This window comes from Streptomyces sp. NBC_00273 (genome assembly GCF_036178145.1).
Lineage (GTDB): Bacteria > Actinomycetota > Actinomycetes > Streptomycetales > Streptomycetaceae > Streptomyces.
The window spans coordinates 4730575-4749512 of the sequence record NZ_CP108067.1 but is presented as its reverse complement, the minus strand read 5'-3'; the positions used below and the strand labels follow the sequence as shown (position 1 = coordinate 4749512).

Genomic DNA, 18938 nt, shown 5'->3' with positions numbered 1-18938 from the left:
AGCCCTAGGGTGGACGCATGGAAACGGGGACGATGGGTGAGACGGGCGGACCCGCATGGGTCGGGCTGCCGGGCGGGCTGCTCACTTTGCGGCGGACGCTGTTGCTGACGTGGACGGTGCTGCTCGCCGTCGTGACCGCCGTCGTACTGGGGCTGACGCTCGGGCCGGCGTGGGCGGCCCTCGGGGCGTTCTGGCTCGCGGTCCTGGCCTGGGGGTGGGTGCTCCTCGGCCGGAACTGGCGGTCCTGGCGGTACGCCGAGCGCGCGGACGACCTGCTGATCAGCCGGGGCGTGCTGTGGCGGGAGGAGACCGTGGTGCCGTACGGGCGGATGCAACTGGTCGAGGTCACCTCCGGCCCGCTGGAGCGCCGCTTCGGCCTGGCCTCCGTGCAGCTGCACACGGCCGCGGCCGCCACTGACGCCAAGATCCCCGGGCTGGTGCCGGCCGAGGCGGAGCGGCTGCGCGACCGGCTCACCGCCCTCGGCGAGGCAAGGTCGGCGGGCCTGTGAGCCCCGCCCCGGCCGCCGGCGCCGGCGAACCCGCCACGGGCCGTCCCACGGCCGCCGACCCCACGGCCGGTCCCATCCCCGACCCCACCGCCGCCCCCGCGAGCGGCCCGGCCGTGGAGCGCCGGCTGCACCCCTTCACCCCGCTGCGCCGCGCCTGGGTGCCGATCGCCGCCACCGTCGGCGTGATCGCCCAGCAGGGCGACCAGGCCGAGAGATGGGTGGCCGACCTGTCCGCCCTCCTGCGGGTGGCGGCGGTGGCGGGCCTGATCGTGGTCTTCGGCGCCTACGGATTCCTGAGCTGGTGGTTCACCCACTACGCCATCACCGACACCGAACTGCGCATCCGCAGCGGGCTCTTCTTCCGCCGCACCGCGCACATCCGCCTCGACCGGCTCCAGGCCGTGGACGTCACCCGCCCCCTCCTGGCGAGGCTGACCGGCGTCGCCAGCCTCCGGCTCGACGTCATCGGCACCGAGGAGAAGGACCAGCTGTCCTTCCTCGGCGAGAAGGAGGCCGTCGCCCTGCGCGCCGAGCTCCTCGCCCGCGCGGCCGGCTTCGCCCCCGAGGAGGCCGTGAGCCTGGGTGAGGCCCCCGAGCGCGAACTGCTGCGGGTGACACCGCGCGAGCTCGTCGTGTCGCTCCTGCTCAACCTGGGCGTCTGGGTCCTGTTGGTCCCCGGGCTCACCGTGCCGGTCGTCGTGTGGTGGCTCAGCTCCAGCCCGTGGGCGGCCCTCGTCTCCGTGCTCCCGATGCTCGGCGCGGTCTGGGCGGGCACCGCGGGCCGTTTCCTCACCGAGTACGACTGGCGGGTCGCCGAGTCCCCGGACGGGCTGCGGTTGGACCACGGCCTGCTGGACCGGGCCCACGAGACCGTGCCGCCGGGGCGCGTGCAGAACGTACGGATCGTGGAGCCGCTGCTGTGGCGGCGACGCGGCCTGGTCCGCGTCGAGCTGAAGGTCGCCGGCTCGAACAACACCGTCCTGGTCCCGGTGGCCTCGCGGGACGCAGCCACCGCCGTCGTCGCCCGGGTGCTGCCCGGGGTGGACCTGGCGGCCCTGTCCTTCTCCGGCTCCCCGCGGACCGGGTCCCGCTGGGTGGTCCCGGTGTGGTGGAAGGGCTACGCCCTGGCGCTCTCCCCGGAGGTGTTCGCCGCCCGGCACGGCCGCCTGTGCCGGCGTACGGACATCGTCCCGCACGCCAAGGTGCAGAGCGTCCGCCTCACGCAAGGCCCGTGGTCCCGCGCCCGCGGCGTCGCCGACGTCCACGTGGACACCGGCGCGAACTGCACGGTCACGGCCCGGCTCCGCCCGGAGCCGGAGGCCGCGACCCTGCTGCACGCCCAGGCCGCCCGCTCCCGCACCTCCCGGGCCGCGGCCCGTCCGGACCGCTGGATGACGTAGCCCCTGGAAGCCCGCTGGCCACTTTGCCGCGTCGTTCGCGGCGGGCGGTACCACCTTCGTCGCGGTGCCGGAGTCGCTTCAGCGCGGCCGGGTTCAGCGACGCCCTGCGCGCCGAGGTCTCGCAGGAGAGGGAACCCGTACTGCTGCTCGGCCTTGAAGAGCTCTACGGGCGGGTACCCCCGACCCCGCCCTTCGGGTAGGGCCCGAACCGCCGAGGGGGTCGGCCGGGGGCCGGACCGGGCTCTCGGCGTACGGGCTCCGGGCGGTTCCCGGGCCGTTTAGCCGGCTCCGCCGCCGCCCGCGCGGACCAGGCCCGTTTCGTACGCCAGGACCACCACCTGGACCCGGTCGCGCAGCCCGAGCTTGGTCAGGATGCGGCCCACGTGGGTCTTCACCGTCGCCTCGGAGAGGACCAGCCGGGCCGCGATCTCGCCGTTCGACAGGCCCTGCGCCACCAGCAGCATCACCTCGCGCTCGCGCTCCGTCAGCCGCTCGATCTCCTTGTTCTGCGGCTCCTGCGTCGTCGTCGGCAGCATCGGCGCGAAGCGGTCCAGCAGGCGCCGCGTCGTCGACGGGGCCACCACCGCGTCCCCGCTGTGCACCGAGCGGATGGCCGCGAGCAGCTCGCCCGGCGGGACGTCCTTCAGCATGAATCCGCTCGCGCCCGCCTTCAGGCCCGAGAAGGCGTACTCGTCCAGGTCGAAGGTGGTCAGGATGATCACCTTCGGGTGCTCCTCCGGCTCGCAGATCCGCCGCGTCGCCTCCACCCCGTCCAGCCGGGGCATGCGGACGTCCATCAGCACCACGTCCACCTTCGTGGCCCGCAGCACCTCCAGCGCCTCCAGGCCGTCGCCCGCCTCGGCGACGACCTCCATGTCCGGCTGGGCGGCGAGCACCATACGGAAACCGGTGCGCAGCAGCACCTGGTCGTCGACCAGCATCACGCGGATGGACATCAGTTACCTCGTCCTCGTCATTTCTTCTTCAGGGGCAGCAGTGCGCTGATCCGGAAGCCGCCACCGGGCCGCGGCCCCGCGTCCAGGGTTCCGCCGACCATACCGATCCGCTCGCGCATGCCGATCAGCCCGTGCCCGGCGCCGTCGGCGCCGCCGTCCTCGTACAGCTCGTGGGCCGCGCCCCGGCCGTCGTCCTCGACCAGCAGGCCGAGCCCGTCGTCGAAGTAGACCAGCCGGACGCTGGCCTTCGCGTCGGGGCCGCCGTGCTTGCGGGTGTTGGTCAGCGCCTCCTGCACGATCCGGTACGCCGTCAGCTCGACCCCGCTGGGCAGCCGCCGAGGCGCGCCCTCGACCTCGAAGTCCACCGCGAGCCCGGCCGTCCGCACCTGCTCGACCAGGACCTCGATCTGCTCGACGTCCGGCTGGGGCACGTAGTCCTCGGACTCCTGCGGCTCGCCGGTGCGCAGCACGCCCAGCAGTCGCCGCATCTCGGCCAGCGCCTGGCGCCCGGTGCCGGAGATGGTCTGGAGGGCCTCCTTGGCCTGTTCGGGGGCCGCGTCCATGACGTACGCCGCCCCGTCCGCCTGGACCACCATCACCGAGACGTTGTGCGCGACGACGTCGTGCAGTTCGCGGGCGATCCGGGCGCGCTCGGCGGCCACGGCCACCTTGGCCTGGGCCTCGCGCTGGTTCTCCAGGCGCTGGTTCCGCTCGACGAGCTGGGCGTAGTAGGCCCGGCGGGTGCGCAGGGAGTCGCCCAGCACCCAGGCGAGGGCGAAGGGGACCATGGCGAACAGCGTGAAGAGGACGTTGTCGCGGAAGCCGCCCCTGTCCACCTGGAAGCGCAGGGCGTACAGGGGGGAGGCGAGGAAGCCGATGGCGAGCGCGGTACGGGACATCCGGCGCGAGACCTCGGCGGATGCGGCGACCGTGTACAGGATGATCAGCATCGCGAGGTCGGCGTTGTTCACCTCGGTATGGGTGATCAGCTTGTAGACGCCGGTGCCGACGGCCAGCCAGAACATGCCTTGCGTCCACTTGCGGCGCAGGGCCACCACGAGGCTCATCGCGACCACCGCGGGGACGGCGAGCAGCCGTGCGGTGGTGCTGGTGAAACTGTCGTCGGCGACTTGCAGCATCCCGATCCCGAAGAGGAAGACAGCCCAGAAGCTGTCGACGCCCGTCGGGTGTCTGCGGAGGAAGTCGTAGAGGCGCTGCACGTAACCCAGAGTAGGGAACGCAGATAGGTGCTGGAGTCAACCAGAGGTGCGAACCTGACGCCGGGGGCGTACTCCCCAAGGTGGACGGAAGCATAGCCTTCGTCCGGTGAGCTCTCAGGGTGAAGGTGTGACTCCGGTCCGGTGGCGCAGTGCGATGGAGGCCGCGCTGTACGGGCCCGACGGCTTCTACGTGCGGCCCGGCGGGCCCGGACCCGCCGGGCACTTCCGTACCTCCGTGCACGCCTCGCCGCTGTACGCCGCGGCCGTGGCCCGGCTGCTGCGCCGGGTGGACGCCGAGCTCGGGCACCCGGCCGGGCTGGACCTGGTCGACGTCGGGGCCGGGCGGGGGGAGCTGCTGGCCGGGGTGCTCGCCGCGTTGGAGCCGCAGACGGCCGCGCGGGTGCGCCCGTACGCCGTGGAACGGGCGGAGCGGCCCGCCGGGCTCGACCCGCGGATCCGTTGGGTCGCGGCCCCGCCCGAAGGGACGACGGGGCTGCTCTTCGCCAACGAATGGCTGGACAACGTGCCGCTGGACGTCGCCGAGGACGGGCGCTACGTGCTGGTCGCCCCGGACGGTACGGAGAGCGCGGGCGGCCCGCTGGACGGCGCGGACCGGGCCTGGCTGGAGCGGTGGTGGCCCGGCGGCGGCCGCGCCGAGATCGGCCGGGCCCGCGACGAGGCCTGGGCGGCCGCCGCCGGCACCCTGGAGCGGGGTCTGGCGGTCGCCGTGGACTACGCCCACACCCGGGGCGCGCGACCCCCCTACGGAACCCTGACGGGCTTTCGCGGCGGCCGGGAGGTTCCGCCGGTGCCGGACGGCTCCTGCGACGTCACCGCCCACGTGGCCCTGGACTCCTGCGCGGGGCCGGGGGCCGTTCTGCTGACCCAGCGCGAGGCCCTGGCCGCGCTCGGCGTCTCGGGCGCCCGGCCCCCGCTGGCCCTGGCCTCCACGGACCCGCTGGCCTACGTACGGGCCCTGTCCTCGGCCGGCGAGGCGGCGGAGCTCACGGACCGCGCCGGGCTGGGCGCCTTCGGCTGGCTGGTCCAGCCGGCCGGCATCCCGGTCCCGGCGTGGCCGGGCACCGCGGGCCGGGCCTGATCGACGAGACACGCGGCGCGGGGCGGCCCGGCGCGGGCCGGGTGGTGTGGTCGGGGGCGGTGAGCACCCGGCGCCCGTTGCCGACGCGCGGAGGGCCGGGATCCGCTGCGGGATCCCGGCCCTCCTGTCGACCGGCCTGCCTGCGTGCTTACTGCGTCAGCTCGTCGTGGCCCTGGTGCAGGCCGCCGCCGCTGCCCGTGCCGCCCGTCGGCTGCGAGACGACCGGCTTCGACAGCGGGGCCAGGTCGAAGGCGTAGTGGCCGACCGCGTCCGCGATGACGTCGACGTTGATGTCGAGCGCCTTCTGGTCGATGTTGGTGATGTCGTCACCCTTGCCGTGGTAGTTCACGTCGTAGGCGACGCCCGCCTGGCCACCGAACTTCGCGGCCTGCTCCGGGGTCTTGATGCCCTCGGCGCCGGTGAAGGTACCGCCGGACGGGATGCCCACCTCGATGAAGGGGCCGTAGTCCGAGCGGCCCGAGAAGTCCGTGCCCTCGTGCGGGATCTTCTTCGAGTCGAGGAAGTCGTTGATCCCCTTCTCCAGCTGGGCGGAGCCCTCCGGGCCGGGGCCCGCGCCGGTCGCGTCCGAGTCGTCGCCGTCGTAGACGAAGTACGCGGCGTTCGGCGAGGCGATCATGTCGAAGTTCAGGTAGAGCTTGATCTGCTTCTTCTGCGCGTCCGTCAGCCCGGCGACGTACGCCTCGGAGCCGAGCAGGCCGAACTCCTCCGCCGACCACCAGGCGAACTTGACCTTGTTCTTGATCTTCGTCTGGCTGCTCGCGAGGCGCTGCGCGACCTGGAGGATGCCGGCCGAACCGGAGCCGTTGTCGTTGATGCCCGGGCCGGCCGCGACCGAGTCGAGGTGCGAGCCGAGGAAGACGGTGTTGTTCTCGTCGCCGCCCTTGGTCTCGGCGATGACGTTGTACGTCTTGCGGTTCTCGCGCAGCTGCCGGATGTCGAGGGTGACCTCGACCGGGCCGGCCGCGGCCTCGGCGGCGAGCTGCTCGCCGTCCGCCTGGGTGACGCCGCCCGTCGGGATCTTGCCCGCGTTCGGGTCGCCGAGGGTTCCGTTGAGGGCGCCCGCGGTGTTGTTGTAGATGATCGCGCCGACCGCGCCGGCCGCCGCCGCGTTGGCCTGCTTGGCCGCGAAGGTGCAACCGCCGCGCTTGACCAGGGCGATCTTGCCGGTGAAGGTGCCGGAGGCGAAGTCGCCGGGCTCGCAGCCGTTCGTCCCGTCCGCGTCGACCGGGGCGACCGCGACGCCGGCGGTCACACCGCCCTCCGGGCTGTTGGCCGTGTACGACATCAGGTGGATCGGCACGTCGCGCTGGTTCGCGCCGCCCACCGTCAGCTTCTCCTCGATGGTCTCGACGTACACGAAGTCGAATTCGTTCCTGGTGACCTTGTAACCGGCCGCCTTCATCACGGCCTCGACGTACTTGGCCGACTGCACGTGCCCCTTGGATCCGGCGGCGCGGTTGCCGTTGTTGTAGTCGGCGAGCGACTGCAGGACCTTGAGGTGGTTGTAGGCGCCCTTGCCGGTCGCTTCCTTGACCAGCTTCTTGGCGAGCGCGTCACCCCGGGCGGCGTCGCTCTGCGGGCTTCCGGTGGCTCCGGCCGGTCCGGCCAGCAACAGCGGCGAGACGAGGGCTGCGGCTGCCAGGGCGGCGGTTGCTGCGGCTATACGGCGTGAGGGCATGAAGGTCCTTCCACGGCAAAGGCGAGCAGGGCAGGGCGGAGCAGGGCACAGCAGGGCATGGCGAGGCGGTGCGCGTGAGCAGAAGTGGTGCGCGTTACGTGGGGGATCGGTGGACGCACGTTAGACAGCAAGTGGCCACCATGGCCAGAGTTTTCGCCGATTCCGGTTTATGAATTCCGTATATCGGTGAGTCTGGGCCGCCCAAATCAAGCCAACCGCACGCCGGTTGGTCCTAGCGGAGGATGCCCTCGATGAAGTCCGATCCGATGCGGGCGACCGCCGGCAGGTTCAACTGGTGCTGGGCGTACCGGCCTTGGCGCCGCGTGTGCATCAGACCGGCCTTCTTCAGGACGGCCAGGTGTCGCGACACCTCCGGCGCGGTGATCCCGTACACGGTCGCCAGCTCGCTCGTCGTGAACGGGGCCCGGGCCAGGCTCCGGCACAGCATCATCCGCATCGGGTGCGCCAGCGCCTCCATCCGCCGCTGGAGCAGCTCCACCGAGCCGGGCTCGGAGGCGAGTTCGGGGGAGCCGAGCGGATAGTGGACCACCGGCCGCCAGCCCGGCGCGTGCAGCACCAGCAGGTGCGGCCAGCCGAAGTTGGTCGGCACGAAGACCAGACCGGCGCCTATTCGGGGATCGGTCGCGGTCGTCGATCCGTGGACCATCTTGTCGGCGGTGATGGTGGTGCCGCCCTCGTCGACGCTCAGCGCCGCCGAGACCTCCTTCAGGACGGTCGGCAGCCCCTTGCGGCGCAGCACCTCCGTCTTGTGCCGGGCGTCGGCGCTCTGCCCGGGCTCGACGCGCTTCCACGTCTCGCCGAAGAAGGCCTCGTCGCAGTCCTCCAGCAGGCGCCGCATCCACACCCGGACGGCCGCCGTGTCGTCGAGGAGCCGTATGGAGAAGTCCAGCTGGCGCGGGCCGCGGGCGGCGGCCGTCTCCAGCGCCTTGGCCCGCGCCGCCGGGTTCGCCAGCGGCGAGGAGGCCGGGCCGCCCTCGTTGTAGAGGGCCAGCCAGCACTGCTCCAGGGCGGCCCGTACGAACCGCTCGTCGTCGAGGCGGTCGAGCACGTCCAGCGCCTCGGCCAGCGTCGCGGCCGGCTGCCCGGTTCCGTCGGGCAGCCCGGCGAAGGGCATGAAGATGTCGGAGAACGAGCTCCGCCACATGAAGTCGGCCTCCAGCAGCCGGTCCGCGAGGCACGGATCGAGCGAGGCGGCGGTGGCGGTGGTCCAGGAGGTCAGTCCGGGGTGGTGCGCGGGCTGGGAGAGCGCGTGCAGGGCCATGCAGAGCTCGGCGAGCGGAGAAGGCGCGAAAGTGATCCGCTCGATGGGCAGGCCTGCGATGTCGATCGTGACGCTCATCAGGCCATTCTGTCGTTCCGCGCACGCCGGGCACGCCGGGACGGGCCCGTCGGCCCCGCCGTACGGGTGGCCGGGGACGGCCCGGCGCGACGGCCGGACGAGTGATCATTTATGGCCGCGGGGGCGCTTTCGAGCCGTCGATTGACGGGGAACGTCAACTGTCGTGCGCGATGCCGCCGACGGGGTGAGGCTTGGTTCATGACCGCAATCGAGCAGTACATGATCGACACCTACCGGGCCTCCCAGCAGGGCGCCCCGATGCCCCCGCCGCCCGGGCGCGACGACGTCGCCGTCCTGCGCTCGCTCCGCTCGTACGAACAGGCCCGCGCCGTCCTGGACGGCAGATCGGGCCGCCACCCCTGGCGCGCCGCCCTGCGCCGGATGTTCGTCCGCCCGCGGGCGTGCTGATCCGGCGAGGCCCCGAGCGCGACCCGGCCCGGGACCCCGCCGCCCGCACTACACGAAGTTCGGCGCGTTGCGCTCGTACACCAGCCGCAGCCCGATCAGCGTCAGCCACGGCTCGTGGTCGTCGATCACCGAGGACTCGCCCAGCACCATCGGAGCCAGCCCGCCGGTCGCGATGACCCGCACGTCGTCCGGGTCGCCGTGCGGTCCGGCCAGCTCCTTCGCCATCCGGGTCACGACCCCGTCGACCTGCCCCGCGAAGCCGTAGACCACGCCCGACTGCATCGCCTCGACCGTGGACTTCCCGATCACGTTGCGCGGCCGCGCCAGCTCGATCTTCCGCAGTTGGGCACCCCGTACGCCGAGCGCGTCCATCGAGATCTCGATGCCCGGGGAGATCACCCCGCCCACGTACTCGCCCTTCGCGGACACCGCGTCGAAGGTGGTCGCCGTACCGAGGTCGACCACGATCGCCGGGCCCCCGTAGAGCTCGACCACCGCGACCGCGTTCACGATGCGGTCCGCGCCGACCTCCTTCGGGTTGTCCATGAGGATCGGCACGCCCGTCTTGGTGCCCGGCTCCACGATCACCGCGGGCACGTCGCCGTAGTAGCGGCGGGTCACCTCGCGCAGCTCGTGCAGGACCGACGGCACCGCCGAGCAGATCGCGATGCCGTGGATCCCGTCGCCGAGCTCGCTGCCGAGCATCGGGTGCATGCCCATCAGCCCCTGCAACAACACGGCCATCTCGTCGGCCGTGCGCTGCGGGTCGGTCGAGATGCGCCAGTGCTCGACGATCTCGTCACCGTCGAACAGGCCCAGGACCGTGTGGGTGTTGCCCACGTCGATGGTGAGGAGCACGGGTTACACCGCCTCGCGCAGATCGAGCCCGATGTCCAGGATCGGCGAGGAGTGGGTCAGCGCGCCGACCGCCAGGTAGTCCACGCCGGTCTCCGCGTACGCGCGGGCGGTGTCCAGGGTCAGGCGGCCGGAGGACTCCAGCACCGCGCGGCCGGCCACCAGGGCCACGGCCTGCGCGGTCTGCTCGACCGTGAAGTTGTCCAGCAGGATCAGGTCGGCGCCGGCCTCCAGGACCTCGCCGATCTGCTCCAGCGTGTCGACCTCGACCTCGATCGGGACCTCGGGGAAGGCCTCGCGCACGGCCTTGAAGGCCTGGGCGACACCGCCCGCCGCCACCACGTGGTTGTCCTTGACCAGCGCCGCGTCCGAGAGCGACATCCGGTGGTTGACGCCGCCGCCGCAGCGCACCGCGTACTTCTCCAGCGAGCGCAGGCCCGGCGTCGTCTTGCGGGTGTCGCGGACCTTCGCCGAGGTGCCCTCCAGCACGTCGGCCCAGCGGCGGGTGGCCGTCGCGATGCCCGACAGCCGGCACAGGATGTTCAGCGCGCTGCGCTCCGCCGTGAGCAGGTCACGGGTGCGCGAGCGCACGGACAGCAGCAGCTGCCCGGCCTCGACGGCGTCGCCGTCCTCCGCGTGCCGCTCCACCTCGAAGGCCTCCGTGCAGACCACGGAGAACACGGCCTCGGCGATCCGCAGACCGGCCACGACACCGTCCTCGCGCGCGACGAAGTCGGCGACGGCCTCGGCCTCCTCCGGCACGGTCGCGACGGTCGTCACGTCCACGCCGCCGTCCAGGTCCTCGGACAGCGCCATGTGCGCGATGTCCTCGACCTCGATCGGGTCCAGGCCGGCGTCGGCGAGCAGCTGCGCCAGCGCCGGGTCCAGGCCGCTCTCCTCGCCGTCGCCGCAGGCGCAGTCGTCGCCGCAGCCGCCGTCGTTCTGGTCGATCAGGGGAAGTTCGGGGGTGCTCACGGTCACTGCTCCAGGCTCGGGGTGCTCAGGGGGTGCACGGACGGGAAGTCCGCGGAGTCGGTGGGTACGACGACCAGGGCGCGCTTCTCGGTCGCCGAGAGCCGGACGACGAGGTGGCGGCGCCAATGGGCATCGTCCCGCTCGGGGTGGTCCTCGCGCCAGTGGCAGCCGCGGGTCTCCACGCGCCGCTGCGCCGCGGCGACCAGGACCCGCGCCACGCACAGCAGGTTCGTGGCCTCCCAGGTGTCCACGCCCGGCTCGGCGGTCTTGCCGTGCGCTTCGAGGTCGTTCAGGGCGGTGGCGTACAGCGCTTCGAGGGCGTCGGCCGCGGCACTGAGCGAGTCGGCGGAGCGGAGCACGCCCGCGCCCTCCGTCATGATCCGCTGGACCTCGTACCGGGCCGCGCCGGGCTGCAGCGGGCCGGTCGCCGGGACCGGTATGCCCGGGCCGCTGCCCGCGGGCCGCTCGGCGACGATGTCCTCGGCGATCCGCTCGGCGAAGACCAGACCCTCCAGCAGCGAGTTGGACGCCAGCCGGTTCGCGCCGTGCACACCGGTGCAGGCGACCTCGCCGCAGGCGTACAGGCCGGGGACGGTGGTCCGCCCGTGCAGGTCGGTGCGGACGCCGCCGGACGCGTAGTGTGCGGCGGGCGCCACCGGGATGGGCTCGGTCACCGGGTCGATGCCGTGGGAACGGCAGGCGGCCAGGATGGTCGGGAAGCGCTGCTCCCACATCTGCGCGCCGAAGTGCCGGGCGTCGAGGTACATGTGCTGCGCGCCCTGCTCCTGCATGCGGCGCATGATGCCCTTGGCGACGATGTCGCGCGGCGCCAGCTCGGCGAGCTCGTGCTGGCCCTGCATGAAGCGCACGCCGTCCGCGTCGACGAGGTACGCGCCCTCGCCCCGGACCGCCTCCGACACCAGCGGCTGCTGTCCCTCGGCGTCCGGGCCGAGGAAGAGCACCGTCGGGTGGAACTGCACGAACTCGAGGTCGGAGACCTCGGCGCCGGCCCGCAGCGCGAGCGCCACGCCGTCACCGGTGGACACCGACGGGTTGGTGGTCGCGGAGAAGACCTGGCCCATGCCGCCGGTCGCGAGGATCACGGCGGGCGCGTGCACGGCGCCCACCCCGTCGTGCTGGCCCTCGCCCATGACGTGCAGGGTGACACCGGCCGTACGGCCCTGCGCGTCTTGCAGCAGGTCCAGGACGAGGGCGTTCTCCACGGTCTCGATGCCCGCGGCCTGGACGGCCTCGACGAGCGCCCGGGAGATCTCGGCGCCCGTGGCGTCTCCGCCCGCGTGCGCGATCCGGCGGCGGTGGTGCCCGCCCTCGCGGGTCAGTTCTATCTCGCCGGTCTCCGTGGAGGTGTCGAAGACCGCGCCGGTGGCCATCAGCCGCCGTACCGCGTCGGGGCCCTCGGTGACGAGCAGCCGGACGGCCTCCTCGTCGCACAGGCCCGCACCGGCGACCAGCGTGTCGTCGAGGTGCTGCTCCGGGGTGTCGCCCTCGCCGAGGGCCGCGGCGATACCGCCCTGGGCCCAGCGGGTGGAGCCGTCGTCGAGCCGGGCCTTGGTGACCACGACGGTACGGCGGCCCCCGGCGGCGCAGCGCAGCGCGGCGGTCAGGCCCGCCACGCCGGAACCGACGACCACGACGTCGGCGTCGAGGGACCAGCCGGGGGCCGGAGCGTGCAGCCGTATGCCGGTGCCTTCGCCTGCCCCGTCCGACGGGATGCCTCTGCCTGGGGTGCTCACGAGTGTGCTCCGAATTCCAATGGGATGTTGTCGATCAGCCGGGTCGAGCCCACCTTCGCGGCGACGGCCAGCACGGCCTGCCCGGTGAAGTCCTGACCGGTCTCGGTGAAGTCCAGCGGGTCCACCAGCGCCAGGTAGTCCAGCACGAGCGGCGGCTCGTGGCGGCCCGCCTCGTCCAGGACGTGCAGCGCGGCGGCCCGTACGGCGTCCGGCAGCCCGGAGCCGGCCGCGGAGACGGCTGCCGAGACGGCGTGCGCGTCGGCGGAGGCGCGGATCTCGCCGAGGCGGGCCAGGGCGGTGGCCCGCTCGTCGCTGGCCGGGGAGGCCTCGGCGCGGGCGCGCAGCGCGGCCTGCGCGGCGAGCCGGTCGCGGCCGGCGAACAGGGCGCGCGACAGGGCCAGGGCGGTGCCCCGCTCGGCGGCCGAGAGGTAGCGGTTGCGGGACGACAGCGCGAGCCCGTCCTCCTCGCGGACGGTCGGTACGCCGACCACCTCGACGGGGAAGTTCAGGTCGGTCACCATCCGCCGGATCAGCGTCAGTTGCTGCGCGTCCTTCTGGCCGAAGAGCGCCAGGTCGGGGCGGGTGAGGTGGAGCAGCTTGGCGACGACGGTCAGCATCCCGTCGAAGTGCCCGGGGCGGGTGGCCCCTTCGAGGCGCTCGCCCATCGGGCCGGCGGTGATCCGCACCTGCGGGTCGCCGCCCGGGTAGACCTCGTCGACCGCGGGGGCGAACACCGCGTCGGCGCCCGCCTCTTCGGCGATCGCCAGGTCCGCGTCGAGGGTGCGGGGATAGCGGTCGAGGTCCTCGCCCGCCCCGAACTGCAGGGGGTTGACGAAGACGGTGACGACGACCTGTCCCTCGGGCCCGGCCAGCTCGCGGGCCGTGCGGATCAAGGTGGCGTGGCCCTCGTGGAGGGCGCCCATGGTCATCACCACGGCCCGGCGGCCGGTGCGCGACAGCTTGTGCAGCTCCTCCGCGGTGTGCAGCAGCAGGTCGGTCACCGGTCGCCTCCGTCGGACTCCGTGTCGGCGAGCACACCGAGCAGGTCCTCGGCGAGTTCGGGCTTGAGCAGACCGTGCGCGAGGGCCCGGTCCGCGGTCGTACGGGCCATCGCCAGGTAGCCGGCGACCGTGCCGGGTGCGTGCCGGCGCAATTCCGAGACGTGCGCCCTGACCGTACCGGCGTCCCCGCGGGCCACCGGCCCGGTCAGGGCGGCGTCACCGGAGCGCAGGGCGTTGTCGAGGGCCGCGCCGAGCAGCGGGCCGAGCATCCGGTCGGGGTGCTCCACCCCGGCCTTGGCCAGCAGTTCCATGGACTGGGCGACCAGCGTGACCAGGTGGTTCGCGCCGAGGGCCAGGGCCGCGTGGTAGAGCGGACGGTTCTCCTCCGCGATCCACTCGGGCTCCCCGCCCATCTCGATGACCAGGGCCTCGGCGGCCAGGCGCAGCTCCTCGGGGGCGGTGACCCCGAAGGAGCAGCCGGCGAGCCGCTGCACGTCGACCTCGGTGCCGGTGAAGGTCATCGCCGGGTGCAGGGCCAGCGGCAGGGCGCCCGCGCGGCGCGCGGGGTCGAGCACGGAGGTCCCGTACCGGCCGGAGGTGTGCACCAGGAGCTGTCCGGGTCGGACCGCACCGGTCTCGGCGAGGCCCTCCACGAGGGACGGCAGCGCGTCGTCGGGGACGGTCAGGAGCACCAGGTCGGCCAGCTCCAGCACCCGCGCGGGCGGTACGAGCGGCACGTCGGGCAGCATCCGCTCGGCCCGGCGCACGGACGTGTCGGAGACTCCGGAGACGGCGACGGGCCGGTGCCCGGCCTGCTGGAGCGCACACGCCAGCGCGGGACCGACGCGGCCGGCACCGACGACGCCGACGGCGAGCCGGGCAGGGCGTGGCTGCTGTGATGAATTCACGCGGGGGAGGCCCTTCCGTTCCAGTCCGCGGGGGTACCGGACGATACGCCGCCATGCTAGCTCCTGGGGCAGTTGGCCGGTCGGCGGCGACGGGAGCGAGGATCCTTCTCCATGAGTGACAACAGCGAGGACACCGAACGAACGAAGCGGCTGGTCGCGGCTTGGCGCGGGGCGGAGCGGAGGCTGTCCCGCAGCCTGCTGGAGCCCACCGTGGGGGAGCTGCTCGGCTCGCTCGCCGAAGCCCCGTACGACATGGACGGGCCGGCCGACGTCTACGGCGACGGGGTCGTCACCGCACTGGAGAGCAAGGTCGCCGAGCTGCTCGGGACCGAGGACGCGGCGTTCTTCCCCACCGGCACCATGGCCCAGCAGATCGCGCTGCGGTGCTGGGCGGGTCGGACCGGGAACCCGGTGGTGGCCCTGCACCCGATGAGCCATCCGGAGCGGTGGGAGGGGGACGCCCTGTCGGTCGTCTCCGGGCTGCGGGCGACGCACCCGACCACGGAGGCCCGCCCGCCGTCGGCCGCGGACGTCGAGGCGCTCCGGGAGCCCTTCGGCACGCTGATGGTGGAGCTGCCCCTGCGGGAGGCGGGCTTCCTGCTGCCCACCTGGGAGGAGCTGGAGGCGCTCACCGAAGCGGCCCGGGAGCGGGACGCGGTCGTCCACTTCGACGGTGCCCGGCTGTGGGAGTCCACCGTCCACTTCGGCCGCACCCTGCCGGAGATCGCGGGCCTCGCGGACTCCGTCTACGTCTCCTTCTACAAGTCGCTCGGCGGCCTCAGCGGGGCGGCCCTGGCGGGCCCCCGGGAGTTCGTCGAGGAGACCCGGGTCTGGCGGCACCGCTACGGCGGCCAGGTCTTCCGGCAGTTCCCGCAGGCCCTCTCGGCGCTCGCCGGACTGGAACGGGAACTGCCCCGGCTGCCGTCGTACGTGGCCCAGGCGCGGGTGGTGGCCGGGGCGCTGCGCTCGGCGTTCGCGGATTCGGGGGTCCCGTGGGCCCGGATCAACCCGGAGGAGCCGCACACCCACCAGTTCCAGGTGTGGCTCCCGTACGAGGCGGACCGGCTGACGGAGGCGGGCCTGCGGCAGGCCGAGGAGACGGGGACGGTCCTCTTCCGCCGCTGGTCCACCGACGGCCCGCCGGGCCTCGCGGTGACGGAACTGGAAATCACGCAGCCGGGCCTGTCCTGGACGGAGTCCGACGTCCACGCGGCGGTCTCGGCCTTCGTGGCCCGCATCTGAGGGACCCGATCCAGCCTCGCCCGCGCCTCCAGACCCGCCGGCGTGTGAGGCGCGGGGTCCGGGGCGGAGCCGCGGGAAACGGCGAAAGGGCGGGGCGGGGACGAGCCCGCGCAGCGGTACCCGCCCCCCCGGGAGGGAAGCGGCGAAACACCGAATTCCCGAAAGGCACCGGCGCGAGCCGGCCACGGAGTTACCGTCATTGACGGCAATTACCGGCCACCGCGCCCGGAAGGAGACACCATGACCACTCAGCCCGTGTGGCGGAAGTCCTCGTTCTGCAGTGAGGGAGACGCCTGCGTCTACGTCGCCACCGCCCCCGGAGCCCTCGTCAAGGTCGCCGACCGCGCCGACCCCGCCCACCTCGTGCTCGCCACCACCCAAGCCGCCTGGGCCGACTTCCTGCGCGCGGTCAAAGAGACCGGCTGAGGGACCCGCCGAGCGCGCCGCACCCGCGATCAGGGGATTTTGTCCGATTAGTGCGTATCTTCGGCCCATGCCCACGCCCTACGGATCCCGCGGCGGCATGGCGTTCAGCGCCGCTGAGCTGCACCTGCTCACGCGCCTCCTCGCCCACGCCCTTCAGTCCTCCTCGGCCCCCCTGGCGGCCGAGGAGGTCCAGGACTGCCTGCGCCTCGCGCAGTCGGTGGACGAAGCGGTCCAGGAGGCGGGCCGGCTCAGAGCGTTCCTCCTCGAGGACCTCGCCCGCTACCGGGGCGCCCTGCCCGGCAGTCTCTCCGGCTACCTGGAGCTGCTGCAGGACGCCCTGGCCGCCGGGTACGAACCGGAGCCCGACGACCTCGCCGCCCTGCGGGCGCTGCGCGCCAATCCGGTCGCCGCCGCGCTGCTGGAACGGGTCCGGACGGTCGCGGAGCGCTCCGTACGGCGGCGGCTGTCGACCGCCCCCGCGCCCCGGACCCGGCTGCTGGCCCTGGCCGGAGGCAAGGAGAAGGACGAGCCGCCGGCCCGCCCGGCTCCGCACCCCAAGGAGCCGCCCCGCCCGGAGCGGCCGATTCCGACCCCTGGTGAGGTGTTCCCGCCGCGCCGCAAGCCCACTCCGCCCCCGGCGGCCGGGCTGGCCGCCGGGTAGCTACGCTGTGGGGCATGGACTACGTTTCCGCGCTCGTGCCCCCCTTCGTGATGGCCGTGTTCTTCATCGCTCTCGTCATGACGATCGTGAAGAGCCAGGGCGGTTCCAACAAGGCCAAGGAAGACGCGGCGGTCGATGCCGTGCTCGCCCGGGCCGAAGCCACCCAGCAGCAGCAGAAGTAACCATCGGGGCGTGCGGCTTCACCGGCCGTGCGCCCGATTTTCTGGCGCGTTGCCGAGCGAATAGTCGGGCAATTCAGCACAAGCCGCACTATCGTGCTGCTGTGCCTCGCCCCCTGGGAGAACTCGAAGACGCCGTCATGACGCGGGTGTGGCAGTGGAACCGCCCGGTCACCGTGCGAGAAGTACTGGAAGACCTCCAGCAGGAACGGTCCATCGCGTACACCACGGTCATGACCGTTATGGACAATCTCCATCAGAAGGGCTGGGTCCGCCGGGAAGCCGAAGGCCGCGCCTATCGATATACGGCGGTCTCCACCCGCGCCGCCTACTCGGCCGCACTGATGAACGAAGCCTGGTCGACGAGCGACAACCCCGCGGCCGCCCTCGTGGCCTTCTTCGGCATGATGTCCGCGGAACAGCGGGAAGCGCTCCGGGACGCCGTGCGGGTCGTCCAGTACGACGACGAGTCGAGCGCCGACGCCGCCCCCGAACCCCCCGCTCCGCCCGTGGCCGAAGGGGAGTCCGACGAGCGCCCGCAGGAGCCGGGGCGATAACGTCCGCAGCCATGGGAGAGTTTTCCACTGCACATGCAGAAACAGTGACGATCCGCCGTGCCCGGACGCGTGATGTTCCCGCGCTGCGCCGCCTCCTCGACCAGTACGTGCAGCAGCGGATCCTGCTCGACAAAGCTCCGGTCGTCCTTTACGAGGACATCCAGGAGTTCTGGGTCGCGGAACGCGACTCCGACGGCCAGGTCGTCGGCTGCGGCGCTCTCCACGTGATGTGGGAAGACCTTGCCGAAGTACGCACTCTCGCCGTCGACCGGGGCTTGAAGGGCGCCGGAGTCGGGCATCAGGTACTGGAGCAGTTGTTGCGTACCGCCCGTACCCTCGGGGTGAGCCGGGTTTTCTGCCTCACCTTCGAAGTCGACTTCTTCGCGAAGCACGGCTTCGTCGAGATCGGCGAGACCCCGGTCAAGACCGATGTCTACATGGAGCTGCTGCGTTCCTATGACGAGGGTGTCGCCGAGTTCCTCGGTCTCGAACGAGTGAAGCCGAACACCTTGGGCAACAGTCGGATGCTTCTACACCTCTGATCGATGGCCTCAGCTTTTCCGGCGCTCCGCGCACCTGTGGCCTATGTCCGAATCGCGTACGTTTCCCGCCCTGTTGTGGTCTCGAACCTCTCACCGGGGGTTTGTGTTTTCCAGGCAAAAGCGGTTTCCTTTCCGCGTACTGCTTTTCGATGAAAGGAAATCCCGGTGGCACAGAAGGTTCAGGTCCTTCTTGTCGACGACCTCGACGGCGGCGAGGCGGACGAGACGGTGACGTTCGCTCTGGATGGCAAGACCTACGAGATCGACCTCACCACCGCCAACGCTGAAAAGCTCCGCGGTCTGCTCGACCCGTACACCAAGGGCGGCCGGCGTACCGGTGGCCGCGCGTCCACCGGACGCGCCAAGGGCCGTGCGGCCGTGGCGTCCGGTAACCCGGACACCGCGGAGATCCGCGCCTGGGCGAAGTCCCAGGGCATGAGCGTCAACGACCGCGGTCGCGTGCCGCAGGAGATCCGCGAGGCTTACGAGAACCGGGGCTGACCCGTCAGGGACTGACCCGGCCGGCCCGTGAGGGAGGCCCGGCCACGGCGCTCCGCAGGGGCGTACGGCGCCGGAGCCGCGCGCGGTGACATTCCGTCGCCGCCGCGGAGACCAGGCGCACGAGATCGGGCCCGGCGCCCACCCGCCCGGGACCGGCGCCCTGTCCGGGACCGGACAGGGCGGGCAGAAGTGCCTCGCACCCCTGCTCGGGGGGCCGTAGCCACACGGCGGCCCCCCGGGGACTCCCGTCCCGCACGCAATGCCCCGGCGGCACCGGGGCGGTGATCCGGCCACCCGCACCCAGGGCGGCGAGATCGAGGGCGACCCCGCCCCACTCCAGCCAGTCGAGCAGCCCGTCCAGCTCCTCTGCGCTCCCCGCGGCCACCAGGAACCGCATCCGGCGCCCCATGAGGGCCACCGGGCCCGTCGCGACCGGCCTGCGCAGCAGGGCGGCCCCCGCGTCGGAGGGCAGCTCCAGCACGTCGAACCGGCTCCCGGTCGCGAGCTGAGGGGGCGGCCCGCCCACGACGGTCCAGCCGAGCACTCTCCGGTACCAGGAGGCGTACGCGTCCTCCTCGGGCGCCGGGCGGGGCGGCGGCACGGTCGACGGGGCGAGCGGCGGGAGGGTTACGGCCATGTCCGGAGCAACTTCGGAAACGCCGCGGGGTTACGCTCGATGTGACGCA

21 protein-coding genes are annotated in these 18938 nt (G+C 72.8%); 11 read left to right on the top strand and 10 right to left on the bottom strand.

What is annotated here, in order from left to right:
• The first annotated feature begins 17 nt into the window (after positions 1-17).
• Together OG386_RS20570 and OG386_RS20565 are read left to right on the top strand one after the other, a co-directional pair.
• Positions 18-509 (top strand): PH domain-containing protein, encoded by a 492-nt coding sequence (locus OG386_RS20570; protein WP_328789368.1) that lies wholly within the window; start codon positions 18-20, stop codon positions 507-509.
• Positions 506-1909 carry a PH domain-containing protein gene (locus tag OG386_RS20565; RefSeq protein ID WP_443053184.1) on the top strand — a complete coding sequence of 468 codons (1404 nt, stop codon included), beginning with the start codon at positions 506-508 and terminating at the stop codon, positions 1907-1909. Before OG386_RS20570 ends, OG386_RS20565 begins: the two co-directional genes overlap by 4 nt.
• A 278-nt stretch (positions 1910-2187) precedes the next feature.
• Here OG386_RS20565 and OG386_RS20560 read toward each other — a convergent pair whose 3' ends face one another.
• Positions 2188-2865 (bottom strand): response regulator, encoded by a 678-nt coding sequence (locus tag OG386_RS20560; RefSeq protein ID WP_189744054.1) that lies wholly within the window; start codon positions 2863-2865, stop codon positions 2188-2190.
• 17 nt (positions 2866-2882) lie between these two features.
• Positions 2883-4085, bottom strand: a complete 1203-nt coding sequence (locus OG386_RS20555) for a sensor histidine kinase (RefSeq protein ID WP_328789367.1) — start codon at positions 4083-4085, stop codon at positions 2883-2885.
• A 154-nt stretch (positions 4086-4239) separates the two neighbouring features.
• Between OG386_RS20555 and OG386_RS20550 the strand changes: the two genes are divergently transcribed.
• Positions 4240-5184 carry an SAM-dependent methyltransferase gene (locus OG386_RS20550; protein WP_328793304.1) on the top strand — a complete coding sequence of 315 codons (945 nt, stop codon included), beginning with the start codon at positions 4240-4242 and terminating at the stop codon, positions 5182-5184.
• Positions 5185-5332: 148 nt separating this feature from the next.
• On the opposite strand, the gene OG386_RS20545 is transcribed toward OG386_RS20550, so the two are convergent.
• Positions 5333-6883, bottom strand: coding sequence for a M28 family metallopeptidase (locus tag OG386_RS20545; RefSeq protein WP_328789366.1), 1551 nt, complete (start codon positions 6881-6883; stop codon positions 5333-5335).
• Between the two features lie 232 nt (positions 6884-7115).
• Entirely contained in the window at positions 7116-8243 is a 1128-nt protein-coding gene (locus OG386_RS20540) for a DUF5937 family protein (RefSeq protein ID WP_328789365.1), read from the bottom strand.
• A gap of 198 nt (positions 8244-8441) precedes the next feature.
• Between OG386_RS20540 and OG386_RS20535 the strand changes: the two genes are divergently transcribed.
• Positions 8442-8651, top strand: coding sequence for a hypothetical protein (locus OG386_RS20535; protein ID WP_328789364.1), 210 nt, complete (start codon positions 8442-8444; stop codon positions 8649-8651).
• Positions 8652-8699: 48 nt separating this feature from the next.
• Here OG386_RS20535 and OG386_RS20530 read toward each other — a convergent pair whose 3' ends face one another.
• The 5 genes from OG386_RS20530 to OG386_RS20510 are packed head-to-tail and all read right to left on the bottom strand — an operon-like array spanning position 8700 to position 14144.
• Positions 8700-9509, bottom strand: a complete 810-nt coding sequence (locus OG386_RS20530; RefSeq protein ID WP_327383966.1) for a type III pantothenate kinase — start codon at positions 9507-9509, stop codon at positions 8700-8702.
• A gap of 3 nt (positions 9510-9512) precedes the next feature.
• Positions 9513-10481 (bottom strand): carboxylating nicotinate-nucleotide diphosphorylase, encoded by a 969-nt coding sequence (nadC, locus tag OG386_RS20525; protein WP_328789363.1) that lies wholly within the window; start codon positions 10479-10481, stop codon positions 9513-9515.
• A 2-nt stretch (positions 10482-10483) separates the two neighbouring features.
• Positions 10484-12235: an L-aspartate oxidase gene (locus tag OG386_RS20520; RefSeq protein ID WP_328789362.1), complete on the bottom strand. Its 1752-nt coding sequence runs from the start codon at positions 12233-12235 to the stop codon at positions 10484-10486.
• Positions 12232-13236 (bottom strand): pantoate--beta-alanine ligase, encoded by a 1005-nt coding sequence (gene panC / locus OG386_RS20515; protein WP_328789361.1) that lies wholly within the window; start codon positions 13234-13236, stop codon positions 12232-12234. The genes OG386_RS20520 and panC overlap by 4 nt, the downstream gene beginning before the upstream one ends.
• Positions 13233-14144, bottom strand: coding sequence for a Rossmann-like and DUF2520 domain-containing protein (locus tag OG386_RS20510; RefSeq protein ID WP_328789360.1), 912 nt, complete (start codon positions 14142-14144; stop codon positions 13233-13235). Before OG386_RS20510 ends, panC begins: the two co-directional genes overlap by 4 nt.
• 111 nt (positions 14145-14255) lie before the next feature.
• Here OG386_RS20510 and OG386_RS20505 point away from each other — a divergent pair, with 111 nt between their 5' ends.
• From OG386_RS20505 to OG386_RS20475, 7 genes are all read left to right on the top strand, one after another.
• Positions 14256-15386: a threonine aldolase family protein gene (locus OG386_RS20505; RefSeq protein WP_328789359.1), complete on the top strand. Its 1131-nt coding sequence runs from the start codon at positions 14256-14258 to the stop codon at positions 15384-15386.
• 240 nt (positions 15387-15626) lie between these two features.
• A complete protein-coding gene (locus tag OG386_RS20500; RefSeq protein WP_030727059.1) occupies positions 15627-15812 on the top strand; it encodes a DUF397 domain-containing protein in 186 nt (61 codons plus the stop codon).
• A gap of 67 nt (positions 15813-15879) precedes the next feature.
• Complete coding sequence (locus OG386_RS20495) at positions 15880-16473, top strand: hypothetical protein (RefSeq protein WP_328789358.1); 594 nt, start codon at positions 15880-15882, stop codon at positions 16471-16473.
• Positions 16474-16487: 14 nt separating this feature from the next.
• Complete coding sequence (locus tag OG386_RS20490) at positions 16488-16655, top strand: hypothetical protein (protein WP_030009899.1); 168 nt, start codon at positions 16488-16490, stop codon at positions 16653-16655.
• A 101-nt stretch (positions 16656-16756) separates the two neighbouring features.
• The gene (locus OG386_RS20485) at positions 16757-17209 is read left to right on the top strand and encodes a BlaI/MecI/CopY family transcriptional regulator (protein WP_266603444.1); all 453 of its coding nucleotides are present in this window, start codon (positions 16757-16759) and stop codon (positions 17207-17209) included.
• A gap of 11 nt (positions 17210-17220) precedes the next feature.
• Positions 17221-17751, top strand: a complete 531-nt coding sequence (locus tag OG386_RS20480; protein WP_327383957.1) for an amino-acid N-acetyltransferase — start codon at positions 17221-17223, stop codon at positions 17749-17751.
• A gap of 165 nt (positions 17752-17916) precedes the next feature.
• Entirely contained in the window at positions 17917-18252 is a 336-nt protein-coding gene (locus tag OG386_RS20475; protein ID WP_328789357.1) for a histone-like nucleoid-structuring protein Lsr2, read from the top strand.
• Between the two features lie 4 nt (positions 18253-18256).
• Here OG386_RS20475 and OG386_RS20470 read toward each other — a convergent pair whose 3' ends face one another.
• Positions 18257-18889 (bottom strand): SCO3374 family protein, encoded by a 633-nt coding sequence (locus OG386_RS20470; RefSeq protein WP_328789356.1) that lies wholly within the window; start codon positions 18887-18889, stop codon positions 18257-18259.
• Positions 18890-18938 lie beyond the last annotated feature (49 nt).